Source organism: Streptomyces sp. NBC_01214 (assembly GCF_026340975.1).
Classification (GTDB): domain Bacteria; phylum Actinomycetota; class Actinomycetes; order Streptomycetales; family Streptomycetaceae; genus Streptomyces.
Genome location: NZ_JAPEOS010000002.1, coordinates 1 through 12,378, shown reverse-complemented (window position 1 = coordinate 12,378; position 12,378 = coordinate 1). Strand labels below are relative to the sequence as shown.

10 protein-coding genes and 1 pseudogene are annotated in these 12,378 nt (G+C 67.3%); 8 read left to right on the top strand and 3 right to left on the bottom strand.

Features of this window, described 5'->3' with window-relative positions; all coding sequences use genetic code 11:
- Positions 1 to 325: 325 nt before the first annotated feature.
- The 7 genes and pseudogenes from OG594_RS24730 to OG594_RS24700 all read left to right on the top strand — a co-directional run bounded on the left by OG594_RS24730 (position 326) and on the right by OG594_RS24700 (position 7,227).
- Positions 326 to 1,168, top strand: a complete 843-nt coding sequence (locus OG594_RS24730) for a hypothetical protein (protein ID WP_266603276.1) — start codon at positions 326 to 328, stop codon at positions 1,166 to 1,168.
- Between the two features lie 101 nt (positions 1,169 to 1,269).
- Positions 1,270 to 1,782, top strand: a pseudogene (locus OG594_RS24725) (transposase); the annotation flags it as partial.
- A gap of 302 nt (positions 1,783 to 2,084) precedes the next feature.
- A complete protein-coding gene (locus OG594_RS24720; protein ID WP_266603274.1) occupies positions 2,085 to 2,963 on the top strand; it encodes a hypothetical protein in 879 nt (292 codons plus the stop codon).
- A gap of 31 nt (positions 2,964 to 2,994) precedes the next feature.
- A complete protein-coding gene (locus OG594_RS24715) occupies positions 2,995 to 4,536 on the top strand; it encodes a S8 family serine peptidase (RefSeq protein WP_266603272.1) in 1,542 nt (513 codons plus the stop codon).
- A gap of 9 nt (positions 4,537 to 4,545) precedes the next feature.
- A complete protein-coding gene (locus OG594_RS24710) occupies positions 4,546 to 4,779 on the top strand; it encodes a hypothetical protein (RefSeq protein WP_266603270.1) in 234 nt (77 codons plus the stop codon).
- A gap of 461 nt (positions 4,780 to 5,240) precedes the next feature.
- Entirely contained in the window at positions 5,241 to 6,071 is an 831-nt protein-coding gene (locus tag OG594_RS24705; protein WP_266603268.1) for a hypothetical protein, read from the top strand.
- A complete protein-coding gene (locus tag OG594_RS24700; protein ID WP_266603266.1) occupies positions 6,061 to 7,227 on the top strand; it encodes an XRE family transcriptional regulator in 1,167 nt (388 codons plus the stop codon). The genes OG594_RS24705 and OG594_RS24700 overlap by 11 nt, the downstream gene beginning before the upstream one ends.
- A gap of 179 nt (positions 7,228 to 7,406) precedes the next feature.
- Here OG594_RS24700 and OG594_RS24695 read toward each other — a convergent pair whose 3' ends face one another.
- The 3 genes from OG594_RS24695 to OG594_RS24685 all read right to left on the bottom strand — a co-directional run bounded on the left by OG594_RS24695 (position 7,407) and on the right by OG594_RS24685 (position 11,033).
- A complete protein-coding gene (locus tag OG594_RS24695; protein WP_266603264.1) occupies positions 7,407 to 8,726 on the bottom strand; it encodes a UDP-glucose/GDP-mannose dehydrogenase family protein in 1,320 nt (439 codons plus the stop codon).
- Positions 8,727 to 8,800: 74 nt separating this feature from the next.
- Positions 8,801 to 9,238: an NUDIX domain-containing protein gene (locus OG594_RS24690; protein WP_266603262.1), complete on the bottom strand. Its 438-nt coding sequence runs from the start codon at positions 9,236 to 9,238 to the stop codon at positions 8,801 to 8,803.
- Between the two features lie 28 nt (positions 9,239 to 9,266).
- Positions 9,267 to 11,033, bottom strand: coding sequence for an asparagine synthetase B (locus OG594_RS24685; protein WP_266603260.1), 1,767 nt, complete (start codon positions 11,031 to 11,033; stop codon positions 9,267 to 9,269).
- 330 nt (positions 11,034 to 11,363) lie between these two features.
- Between OG594_RS24685 and OG594_RS24680 the strand changes: the two genes are divergently transcribed.
- A partial coding sequence (locus OG594_RS24680) for a sporulation protein (protein ID WP_266603258.1) occupies positions 11,364 to 12,378 on the top strand: 1,015 nt, incomplete at its 3' end.

Genomic DNA, 12,378 nt, shown 5'->3' with positions numbered 1-12,378 from the left:
GGTCGGTGCTGAGGGTGCCGGGGGCGTCGATGACCTTGGGGCTGTGGGTGCGGGTGGCGAGCCACTTGGGTTGGGCCACTCAGTGAGATCCAACCGGCACCAGCCTGCCCCGCCGCGACCAGCAACCCGGTGAACCTTTCCGGTCACAGCACGAGGGACGTCCAGGCCTGGCGGGCCGCCGGAGCCCGCCTGCTCAGCGGCTGCTGCCGGGTCGCCCCTGACCGGACCGGGTCCCTCGGGGCGCGCCTTACCTGACCCGGGCGGACAATGGAGTCGTCCCCTCGGGGGCAACGGGGCAGGGGGCGCAGGGGGCTTGGAGCCGACCATGCCGACCGCATACCGAGGGCGGCGCTCCGCCGCCGCGACGGGAGCCGTGGCCCTGTCGCTAGGACTGTCACTGGGCCTTGCCGCGCCGCTCGCCACGGCTGCCGGGTCGCCACCGCAGGCTGCCGGGTCGCCACCGCAGTACGTGGTGGGCTCGTGCCTGTTCACCGACCGATCCGTCGCGATCGCGACTGGCTTCGAGGGCATGTACTCGCACCACGCCGATTCAACCTCGGGGTGTTCGGTCGTCAAGAACACCTCCACGGACCGGGTGCTCCAATTCTGGGGGCCGGGCCGCATTGACCCGCCGACGCGGTTCGCCGACTGGATCGGCGATACCAGGGCCGCGCAGATCGCTCGCAGGCTGCCACCGGACAGGGTTATTGTCCTACCCGGTGAGAAGGCTGTCCTGTACGAGCCGCCGCCGACCTACTACGTCGCTCTCGCCCCCGCGCCAGCCTTGCTGGGTGACCGTGTCTCGGAGGGCCTCGCCGACCTCGCCCAGATGATGGCCTCCCGTCCGGGGCCGGCGACCCGCCTCATACTGGGCCCGCAGTTGAGAGACCTCATCAACAACTGCGCAATGGCGGCAGACGGTACGTGGCGGGAGCTCCGCGAGGGCGAATCGCTGCAGGACATTTACGAGGAGGCGAAGCTTCTCCCCGCCTGTAAGAAGGCCTACAACTACATCGACCCCACCTACGGAAACCCCGACAAACCCCCCGGGTGGCAGGTCTGGCGCGACCGGCTGGTCACATTCAACGAGCGATGGGTGGCACAGATGAACGACGACCTTGCCCGGACTCTGACCAGGGCGCTGGGACGGATTCCGCGAGTCGGTTGAATGTCAGGCACACCCTAGCTAGCGCTGTGACCGGGAAGGTTCGCCGGGTTGTTCCTGGTGCTGGTTGGAAATGAGCTCTCCAAGCAGCATGGGGAGGCGGGATGGCGAAATCGGTCCGGGTTCGCGGGCTGACGGAGCAGGAGGGCCAGAAACTCCAGCACATCGTCCGGCGGGGCAGCACGAGTTCGGTGCGGTTTCGGCGGGCGATGATGCTGCTGGTTTCGGCCGGCGGCAGCACGGTCCCGGTCATAGCCCGCCTGGTCCAGGCGGACGAGGACACCGTCCGCGATGTGATCCACACGTTCAACGAGATCGGGCTCGCATGCCTGAACCCTCGGTGGGCGGGAGGCCGTCCCCGCCTTCTCAATCGTGACGACGAGGACTTCGTCGTCCAGACGGCCACTACTCGTCCGACCGTGCTGGGCAAGCCCTTCACCCGCTGGTCGATCCGAAAGCTCGCCGATCACCTGCGCAGGAACACTGCCCGGCCTGTCCGGATCGGCCGGGAGGCACTGCGGTGCTTACTGGCCCGCCGCGGGATCTCCTTCCAGCGCACGAAGACCTGGAAGGAGTCCCCGGATGAGGCCTTCGACGCGAAGCTCGCCCGGATCGAGAACGATCCGTGCCGCCCGCCCGGACTGCGCCCCGATCTACGTGATCCTCGACAACCTCTCCGCCGACCGCCCCTTCCACACCCAACGTGGTGATCGTTATGGGGAGCTGGAAGGTAGCGGCGCCACGTGCGTGGCCAGACCTCCCGGTATCGCGAAAGGGCCCCGCCAAGCGAGAAGTCCGGACCTGGGATTTTCGACCTCGTCACGGACGTCGGGCCGAGCAGTGCGGACTGGGATCTTCAACCCGAAGCCCCGCCCCTCACATGGCGTATCAGAATGTGCACCAACGCGCTGGGACCGGCATGGTCGAGGAGACTGGCGGGGGGCGAGTGTCCGAACTGGAAGTTGAGAAGCTCATGGTCTTCTGTTCAGACAAGACGGCGACCTACCTTGCCGGCCTCGGTTACAACGTGATTCGACACCCCTACGCGGACCTGCGCCCTCCAGTGGTGATCGGACGCACAAGCGCCGGCACCGAATGGCTCGGAGATCTGACAGACCTGGTCAAGGATCCTCAAGCCAAGCTGCCAGAGACCGTCGGACCAGTACCGGAAGCCGACATCAGCGGGAAATCGAGCAGCGCGATGTCCTTCAAAGTCGGCACTGACCTCCTCTCCGCGTTCATCGGCGCCATGGGAGGAACGCTGGGGGCGGCTGTCAACTACACGGATGCCAGGACAATGCTGTTCAAGTTCCAGGACGTCCACAAATACCAGGTGAAGCCCGCTGCCGTGTCCGACTACATCGAGTCGGGAGACCTGAAGTGGGACAGTCTTCTGTTCAGACCCTACCTGGAGGGTGAAGGGCAACTCTTCGTGGTTTCGAACGTTGTCACGGCCACCTCGCTGACGGTGAGTTATGAGCGGGGCCATGGAACCGGAGCAAAGGTCGAACTCGAGCCCCTAGAAGATCTACTGGGTGCCACGGTCGACGTGTCTAGGGCTGCAGGCCGTGCGCACGAGATCACCTACTCGGGGAAGCAGGATGTGGCGTTCGCGTTCAAATGCTTCGAGTTCGGGTTTTTTGACGGCAGGCCGAAGCTGTTGAACGTCAAGGCGGGAGGCGTGGCACTTGACGTTGAGGGCTCCGTCTCCACAGACGGGTACGCAGCGCGCGGGGAAGGGGCCGTGTTGACGACATCCGATGCTCCGCTGCTAACGCTCGAACGACGAGAGGGGTGAGAGCATGGCAGGGATCCGGCCCGGTCAAGTCATGGGCGTGCTGGACACGGAGCAGCCAGATTGGGCTCACTACGCGGCCACGGAACTCATCCTTCTGCCCTCCTTCGGGTTGGAGGGCGGGCCTGCCGAGAAACTTCTGTACCGCCTTCATTGGCTGTTGTTGGAGGACGGAGTCCGCTTTTTCGCCGTGGACGACAAACACGAGATCGGGGAGGAGAACTGGCTGCGACCCGTCGAGAAGCCGGACGACGCGCAGATCCACCTGCTGGCCTCCGCCTTCCCTAACGGTCCGAAGTTGGTCCAGGTCTCACCTGACCTCCTCCAGCGTTTTCGAACCGACCCCGGGCCGTTGCGCCTAGTGCCCAACTGCCGGTACCAGACAGTCTCGTTGCACCCTGGGCCTGACCCGAGCCCGATGCCGGGAAGCGCCCCAGTTCTGACGGTCGAGGTCGTCGACGCGACGAGTGGAAAGGCGGTACCTGGGGCTGGCGTAGAGCTGTTCGAGGACGTCCCGCACGCAATTGGGGACCTAGGTACCAGCGATAGCGCAGGACGTATTGACCTGAAGGTGGCCGGCGTCCCCCTGAAGGTTGAGCGCCTATACGTGACGCCACCTGGCACCGGCTACTGGGGCAGATTCGCCGAGAACATCGTGATCACGTCCTCGCCCTATCAGGTGGCCCTAGACCCGGTGGCCGCCGCGCATGTCGATGCGGCACGGCGTGTCTATCCGTCGGTGGACACCAACGGAGCCGGCGTACGGGTCGGGGTGGTGGACCACGGCATCGACGCTGGCGAGGTGCCCGTGGCTGGCGGATGCAACCTGGTCTTGGGTGAGCCAGACGGTGATCACGGTGATGACGGGACCGGGCACGGCACCCATGTGGCGGGAATCATCGCAAACAAGCAGGCTGGGGCCCCCGGCGGTATCGCTCCGGCTGCCGAGATCTTTAGCTACCGCGTGTTTGGCGTGGGGATGGACGCCACTTCGTTCTCCGTGCTCATGGCGGTAGTCGCGGCAGCTGGCGACGATTGCCATCTGATCAATCTGAGCGTCGGCGGCCTCGCCCACGACGCCATCCTGCGCGACCTGGACATTTGGGCGGCCGACCACGGCAGCGTGCTGTTCGCGGCGACGGGCAACGACTGGGGTGGCAATGTCACAATTCCCGCCGCGCTCCATAGCACTCTCGCCGTGGCCGCTGTAGGACGAGTCGGAACCTTCCCCGCCGGCTCCCTTGAGGATGCCTACATCGGCACCAGATCGACCACCGACAACGACGACTTCTTTGCGTCCTTCGCGAACTACCTCCCCAACAGAGCCGTGGACCTCATCGCTCCCGGAGTCGGCATCCTGTCCGTCCGGGAGGGCGGAGGGTATGGGCCGCTCAGTGGCACGTCGCAGGCCTGCGCGGTCGCGACCGGAGCCGCAGCTCGGGCCCTGACCAACGCCTCCTGGCTCACCGACGCGGCCGACCTGGCCCGCTCCGCCGCAATGAAGAACCACCTGATCCCCAACACACAGAGAATCGGCCTTCCACTCGATCTCGAGGGCTCAGGGCTGCTGCCGTAAGGTGGTCGCGTGCGACGACTGGTCATCTGGTATCGCGGAGAGCGCACAGTTACTGCCGACGAGCTCCTGGCGCTGCTTCCCGCTGGGGCCCGCCTGATCCACCAGCAGATGCCGAACATCTTCTTGGTCGAGTCGGACGAGGCCGGAGCCCGGCACGCCCTGCGGTCGGCCGACGGGTGGAGCGTCGCTCCTGAGCAGTTCGGACAATCAGTACAGGTCGGGACCGGCCGGGACCCGAGGTAGGCCGAACCGTCTAATCGACCCACACGAACCGGGGCTGCGGACTCTGCCCACCACGGTCGGGCGGGGTCAATGGCGGCGCGCAGCGGGGCCTCGCGAGGCGACATGCCGGGCCGCTGAGTGAACCTTGGCCGGACGTCGGTGCTCTCCTCGAAGATCTCCCCCGCCAGTAGGGCAGCCGGGCACGTCCCACGGTCGGGCATCGTCCAGCGTTGGGGCGCCTCGGGCGCGCGGCGCTCGGAGAGGAACATCTCCCTCTGCCCGGCTGGCGATCAGACAAGGCAGCAGCTGGGCTCGCCGGACGGCCAGCGCTTCCAAGTCCTTAGTTCGCTCAAGATCCCCCCACAGACCAATGTAGCGATCCTCCATTCGACTGAAGTCAGTATGCAAGTCAAGCGATCTAAACTAAAGTGAATCGGGTTGGGGTGCGCTTCAGCGGGAAGCGCAGAGGGAGGGTGGCGATCGTGAACGATGTGCAGCACGCCTCGGCGTGGGCCGCTCGGCTGTTTGGTGACCGCCAGGAGGGTGTGCGCCAGCGGATTGGCCAAGCGATCCGCGACCGCCAGGAACGTGCGCTCACATGCCAAGACATCGCCGGCGGGAGCACGAAACACGCCTACGGCGGCGCCAGGTACCCCGGCTTCCACGAGAGCTTGATGGAGGAGTTCGCGCGGATTGACGTAGATGATCCGGATTTCAACAATGAAGTTGACTTCGTCAACCCGGATGGCTTCTTCAGGGAGATTGATCTTGTCTGCTACGGAGGGGCCCTGCTGTGGCCCTTCCGGTTCTCCGACCGAGACACCTCCGCAGAACGCGCGAAGCTTTCGAACAGCCGGCTGGTGCGCGAGCTGATGGGGTTTGCCCCGTCACCACCACCGGTGGAGGACTTGTTCGGCACGCACCTCCCCCACAGTCGTTCCATCGATATGCGACCGCGGCTGGCCGCCCTCCCGTCAGATACGAAGCTGCTGCTCATCCCGTTCAGCAGCAACGCGAACGGCCTGTTGAAGGCCTACTGGGGCATCGGCACCCTGATCGACGATCTTGGCACCATCGCATGGTCTGATGGCCCCGACCCCCTTCCCCTGCCAGCGACTCCCACCCGCCGCGGCCTCACCCTCCTGCCTCCTCAGACGCATCTCACGGATCTTCCGAGCTTCGACTCGGGCGCCCAGCCGGTGCCGGAACTCTTCTCACGCCCGGACGCCGACGAGAAGAACCCCGGCCTGTCTCCGCAGTCCGAAAAGCAGGAGCACGAGCCCCTGACCACCGAAGAAGAACATGAGAACTGACCAGCCACTCCTTCCCGGCCTCGGCGACGCGAACTTGTCTCCACGGGCTGTGTACGACGCCTTCGACCCTGCTCGGCTGACCCAGGCTCGGCGCCTGGCAGGGATGACGAAGAAGGAGGTGGCAGAACGTATCGGTGTGACGCCTGCTGCTGTCGGACAGCACGAGACTGGCGTGGCCAAGCCCAGGCCTGAACTCATTCCACTACTGGCGGACGTCTTGGGGGTGCCGCCCGGCTTCTTCGTCGTAGGGCGTCCCAGTAATCGCCTGGATGCCTCCATGGCGCACTTCAGGAGCTTGCGCAGCACGCCGAAGGCCCAACGGGAACGCGCCTTGGCGTACGCAGAGCAGGTGTGGGAACTGACCTACGCCCTCGAGAAGCGAGTGCAGCTCCCCCTCGTCGACCTCCCCGGCTTTGCCGGCGGGGAGGTGCACCCCGGGGAGGTGATCTCCGCCGAGCCTCGAATCGCTGCACGGGAGCTACGCCAGTTGTGGGGCCTGGGCAACGGTCCGGTGACGCATCTCGTGCGCCGGATGGAGACTCACGGAGTCATCGTGGTCACACCCGGCGAAGCGGACGAGGCCGCCAGTACCGTTGACGCCTTCTCCTCGCGCTCTGCGCGACCGCTTGCGGTGCTCACCCCTAACCGAGCCGATGACGTGTTTCGGCATCGCTTCACCGCGGCACACGAGCTGGGACATCTTGTACTGCATAGCGACGCAACAGGCGACAGCAGGCAGGAGCGCGAAGCCGATGCCTTCGCCGCCGAGTTCCTGACTCCTGCCGAGAGCCTCCTGCCGCTACTGCCTGCACGCCTCGACCTTGTCGCTCTCGCCGAGCTTCGGCGTACTTGGGGTGTCAGCGTTCACTCCTTGATCTATCGCACACGCGAGTTGGGCCTGATTTCCGACGCAACTGCAAGCCGTGGCTACCAGCGCCTGCGCGCCCTCCACCAGCAGCCAGGATTTGCCCCGGAGCCCGTCAGCGACTACCCGGGAGAACAACCGGTGCTCCTGGCCAAGGCATTTGAACTCGCTGAGCGTGAGAAAGGGTTGACAGTTGCTCACCTGGCGCAAGAACTCGCCTGGAATCCCTCCCGAGTTCTGGAGTTGCTCGGGATGCCAGAGCAGGCGAGGCCGGTGTTGCGCCTGGTCTGAGAGCTCTCAGACCGAGGTGATCCGACCCGTGCCAGAACAGCGCGATACCGGATGTTCCATCGCTCCACGGCCAGTGAGCCCAGACGGTTAGCCTCCAACGCAGCGGCGTCGCAGACTTTGGTCGCCATGCGGAAGGGACCGGCTCGTCAGAGCCGGTCCCTTCCGCATGGGGGTGGTGGTCAGATGCGGCCGAGGGCTCGGGTCAGCCAGCCGGCCTCGCGCCACTGGTCGGTGTTGAGGGTGCCGCGGGCGTCGATGACCTTGGGACTGGTGGTGCGGGCCGCAAGCCGCTTGGGGTCAATGCTGGAGAACTGGTGCCACTCGGTCAGGTGCAGCAGCAGGTCGGCGTCATCGACGGCGGCGATGAGGTCTTCGACGTAGTCGAGTTCGGGGTGGAGCTTGCGGGCGTTGTCGAGGGCCTTGGGGTCGGTGACGGTGACGGTGGCGCCGAGGTCGTGGAGGGCCTGGGCGACGGCGAGCGCGGGCGAGTCGCGGATGTCGTCGGTCTCGGGTTTGAAGGCGGCGCCCCAGACGGTGATCCGCTTGCCGCGCAGGTCGGGGCCGAGTTCCTCGCGGGCGAGGTCAATGACGTGCTGGCGGCGGCGGGCATTCACCGTGGCGGCTTCGCGGAGGATGCCGACTGCTTCTGCGGCGTCGAGTTCGTCGGCGCGGGTGATGAATCCGCCGAGGTCCTTGGGAAGGCAGCCGCCGCCGAAGCCGAGGCCGGGTCGCATGCCGTGGCGGCCGATGCGGTGGTCGTGGCCGAGGATTTCGGCGAGCTCGGCGACGTTGGCGCCTGACTTCTCGCAGACCTCGCCCATGGCGTTGATGAAGGAGATCTTGGTGGCGAGGAAGGAGTTCGCGGCGCCCTTGGCGAGCTCGGCGGTGGCCCAGTCGGTGACGATCGTCGGCGTTCCTGACTCGATGATCTTGGCGAACGCCTGCCGCAGCAGGGCCTCGGCCCAGGAGTGGTCGGAGTTGAAGCCGAGGACGAGCCGGTCCGGACGGAGGGTGTCATCGACCGCGAAGGACTCGCGGAGGAACTCGGGGTTCCAGGCCACCTCGATGAGGTCCCCGGCCGGTGCCATGCCGCGGAGGAGTTCGGCGACGCGGGGTGCGGTGCCGACCGGGACGGTGGACTTGACCGTGACGACGGCCGGGGTCGTCAGGCCGGGGGCCAGGCGAGTGATGGCGTCGAAGAGGTGGGTGAGGTCGTAGGCATCGGTGCCGGGCTGCGGCGGGGTGCCGACGCCGATGAAGTGCAGGTCGGCGAAGTCGGCGGCCTCGCCGTAGGAGGCGGTGAAGCGGAGCCGGCCGGAGGCGGTGTGCTTGGTGAGGAGGTCGTCGAGGTCGCGTTCGAAGAACGGGGCCTTGCCGGAGTTGAGGGTGTGGACCTTGTCGATGTCGGAGTCCATGCCCAGGACCTCATGGCCGAGCTCGGCCATGCAGGCGGCGTGGGTCGCGCCGAGGTAGCCGCATCCGATGACGGTCATCTTCATGAGCGGGGTCGTCCCTTCGGGTGGGGCCGCCGATAACGGCCCCACCCTTCCCCTCGCCCGGAAGGGCGGGGTGATCAGGAGGGCCTGGCGGCCAGATGGCGGTAGATCCCGTCCCGGATGAACGGTGGGATCGTGAGGATGTCGAGGTAGTCGGGGGCGAAGAACTGGAGCTTGACGCCTTCGGCGAGAAGGAGGTCCGTCTCGTCGCCGTCCCAAGAGGCAGCGAAGAAGGTGATGATCTGCCCGGAGCCGCGACGGTCAGGGATCTCGAACAGCTCGGTCAGGTTCTCGGGGGTCAGACCCGCTTCTTCATCGAGCTCGCGGACGATCGTGTCGGCTGGGGATTCCCCGGGGTCGCAGCCGCCACCCAGGACGGACCAGTGGGCGGGCCAGGCGATCTCGGGGAGGTCGTCGCGGAGGTGGAGGAGGACTTCGCCGCGGCGGTTTGTGATGATCGCGACGGCTCCTCGGGCGGCGGCCGGCTCCTCGGTGGCGGTGGTCTCGGAGTGCATCCCCTCACCGTAGTAAGCGAGTTGGGGATCATGCGGCAGCCCTCACCGTCTGGTCAGAAAACCAGGCGGCTGCCATGAGGGCCTGCATGCGGGTTCGGTCGAAGCGGCCGCCGGGCTTCAAACCCCCCTCGAGGAGGGGGCGGAACGGAGGCGGAGCATCGGTGAGGGCCATGCGGATCTGGGTGTCGGCCCAGGCCGCGAGGTCGCCGTTGAGCCAGACGGGGACCGGGGAGGCGAACCCGAGCTTGTCCCGGCTGGCCCAGACCTCCTTCGGCAGGCCGAGGGCCTTCGCGGCGTCCCGCAGGATCCGCTTGCCCTGGGCCGGGTCGGCGATCTTGTGCTCGACGGGCAGCCGGTAGGAGAACTCGACCAGGTCGCGGGCCAGGTAGGGGGACCGACGTTCGAGCGCGTAGGCGGAAGCGAGTTTGTCGCTGGTCATCACCAGCGGCCTCCAGGCCGTCGCCAGGTCCGCCAGCGTCAGGCCGCGAGCCAGATCCCCGCCCGCGCGGGCCATCGCGTCCGCGACGAGATCGCGAAGACGGCCGTCCGGGTCCGGGCCCCGAAGGATCAGCCGGGTGACCGCCTCCGCCGGGTCCAGGGGCACGTCGGCGGCGTGCATGAGCTTGGCGGCCAGCGGCCGGTAAGCCTCCAGGCCAGCGTTCAGGACAGCGTCAGGGCCGAAGAGGACCAGGGCCTGGCGGACGTAGCCCATCAGGAACTCGTCCGGCCCCAGCCCGCCGATCACGACCCGCAGGCCCAGGTCGGAGATCTTCCGATAGGCCATGTGCTCGGAGAACGTGGACGCGTTCCCCATCGGGTAGTCCAGGGCCCGCATCATGTGCGGCAGAGCGGTGGTGAAGTCGACGTGGTCGGGCTCGACCACCACCAGCTCGGCCTTGATGTCCCGGGCGATGACCGCCGCCGTCGACGACTCATCGAGGCGGTCCTGGCCCGGGTAGCGAACGGTGACGCAGACCGGCGGCCGCATCAGGTAGGCCAGCACCGCCGAGTCCAGCCCGCCGGAGAGGAGGAGGGCGAAGTCGCAGGCCGGCGACCTGAGCGGGATCTGCTCGGCCAGGACCGTGGAGAACTTCGCCAGGGCCTCGTCGTAGGTGCCGGTGAACGGGGACCGGTCCTCCAGGTGCCACCAGGCCATCTGGTCGATCGAGCTCGTCGTCGTGTCGAAGGTCAGCAGCGTGGCCGGCGCCAGCAGCTGAATCCCCTGGAACGGAGTGTCGACCCCGGTCGGGGTTTCGATCGCGGTGACCTCGGGCCGTAAGACCAGCGGGGCCGCCCCGTAGCCCGTCAGGGAGGTCACTTCGGAGGCGAACGCGAGCCGGCCGCCGTCCAGGCGCCAGTAGAGCGGCTTCTCCCCGAGCCGGTCGCGGGCCAGGAACAGCTTCGCGGTCCGGGGGTCATAGACGGCAAGGGCGAACATGCCGTCCAGGCCGTCCAGGCAGGACGGGCCGATCTTGGCCCAGGCCCGCAGCAGGAAGTGGGCGTCCGACTCCCGGTCCCGGACCTCGATGCCCCAGGCCGTCGCCTGCTGCCGCCAGTTGTAGATCTCCCCGTTGAAGGCCAGCAGCACCCCCGTAGTCCGGTCGAGGTAGGGGCCGGGCATGGCCTGCGGGTCGACGATCAGCAGCGTGTTCATGGCCAGCACCGCCCGCCGGTCGCTGCTGGCGGCGTGCATGGTGCCGTCCGGGCCGCGGTAGTGCTGCGAGGCACCCATCGCGGCGACGGTCTTCTCGTGCCGGACGGCGTCGCCTCCGGCCAGTCCTGCAATTCCGCACATCTGGTTCACCCCCGAGCGTGAAGTCGTGGTGCCTTGGCGGCGGCCACCACCGGGAGCCCTTCCTGGCGTCCCGGCGGTGACCTGCGTCCTCATCACATCCGCCGGCGGCCCATGCCAGCGAGGGCTCGCAGGGGGGCTCACAACTCGCAAAGCAGGTTCACCCAGGGTCCGCAGGGCAATACCCTCAGTGCCTCAAGACGCGGGAAGAGCGTGCGGCTTCCCGCGCCCAGCCGGAATGCGCCGACCGGAAATGCCCTGTCGACGTAGCCGGCCCCGTGGCGTTTCCTCGTCAGCAGCCATGTTGCTGACCTGGTGGAAAAGGGGATTCGGGTGGCGTCGACCAGCCGCCGGAAGCGTCCGCCCAACGCGGACCTGGACCGGCTCATCGAGACCTGCGGTGCGAGCCACAAGTCTCTGGCCCTGCGGGTCAACCAGCTCGCCCAGCAGGCCGGGCTGGAGACGGACTACTCGCATACCTCCATCGCAAACTGGTGCCAGCGGGGCATGATCCCCAAGTGGCCGGTGCCCACGTTCCTCGCGCAGGCGATCGCCGAACGGCTCGGCCGTCCGGTGGCGCTTGGCGAAATCGGTATGGGCGATGCGGAGACACCGGACGCGGATGTGGGGTTGGATTTCCCGCGGGACCGTGCTGATGCGGTCCGAGTGGCCACGTCGTTCTGGAGTTTCGTGAACCGCCGCGACTTCTTAACCGGATCCGGCTTTGCCGTGTCCGCGTTCACCACACCCGTGACCCGCTGGCTGGTCACCCCCGCCGACGAGGCCGCCGATGTGGCCGGCGGCAAGAAGCAGGTCGGCCGGGCCGACCTGGAAGAACTCCGGGATGCAGCCGACGAGGCCCGCCGCTGGGACTCCAAATACGGCGGCGGGAACTGGAAGGCCAACTCCGTCACCGTCTGCCTCCAGGAGAGGGCCGCCCCGCTTCTGCGGGGATCCTTCACCGACGCGGTCGGCCGTGACCTGTTCTCCGTCACCTCCGAGCTGTCGAGGCTGGCCGGGTGGACGGCCTTCGACGTCGGGCAGCACGATGTCGCCCAGCGGCACTTCATCCAGGCCCTCCGCCTGGCCCGCGCAGGCGGGGACGTCGAGCTCGGCTGTTATGTGCTGACCACGATGGCGATGCAATCGCTGCTGCGGGGCTTCGGCTCCGAGGCCGTCGATATGGCCCAGGGCGCCTTCGAACGCGCGAAGGGCCAGGCCGCCCCGCGTGTCCTGGCATTCACCAAGCTCATCGAAGCCCGTGCTCATGCCCGCGAGAGGGACGCCAGGGCCGCCTCACGGGCCCTCGCGGCCTCCGAGGACCTCCTGGGTCAGGCTGATGCCGCCA

Bases quoted from the DNA above. Each gene is read 5' to 3' on its own strand.
- OG594_RS24730 (WP_266603276.1), top strand. From the start codon at position 326: ATGCCGACCGCATACCGAGGGCGGCGCTCCGCCGCCGCGACGGGAGCC.
- OG594_RS24720 (WP_266603274.1), top strand. From the start codon at position 2,085: ATGGTCGAGGAGACTGGCGGGGGGCGAGTGTCCGAACTGGAAGTTGAG.
- OG594_RS24715 (WP_266603272.1), top strand. From the start codon at position 2,995: ATGGGCGTGCTGGACACGGAGCAGCCAGATTGGGCTCACTACGCGGCC.
- OG594_RS24700 (WP_266603266.1), top strand. From the start codon at position 6,061: ATGAGAACTGACCAGCCACTCCTTCCCGGCCTCGGCGACGCGAACTTG.
- OG594_RS24695 (WP_266603264.1), bottom strand. From the start codon at position 8,726: ATGAAGATGACCGTCATCGGATGCGGCTACCTCGGCGCGACCCACGCC.
- OG594_RS24690 (WP_266603262.1), bottom strand. From the start codon at position 9,238: ATGCACTCCGAGACCACCGCCACCGAGGAGCCGGCCGCCGCCCGAGGA.
- OG594_RS24685 (WP_266603260.1), bottom strand. From the start codon at position 11,033: ATGTGCGGAATTGCAGGACTGGCCGGAGGCGACGCCGTCCGGCACGAG.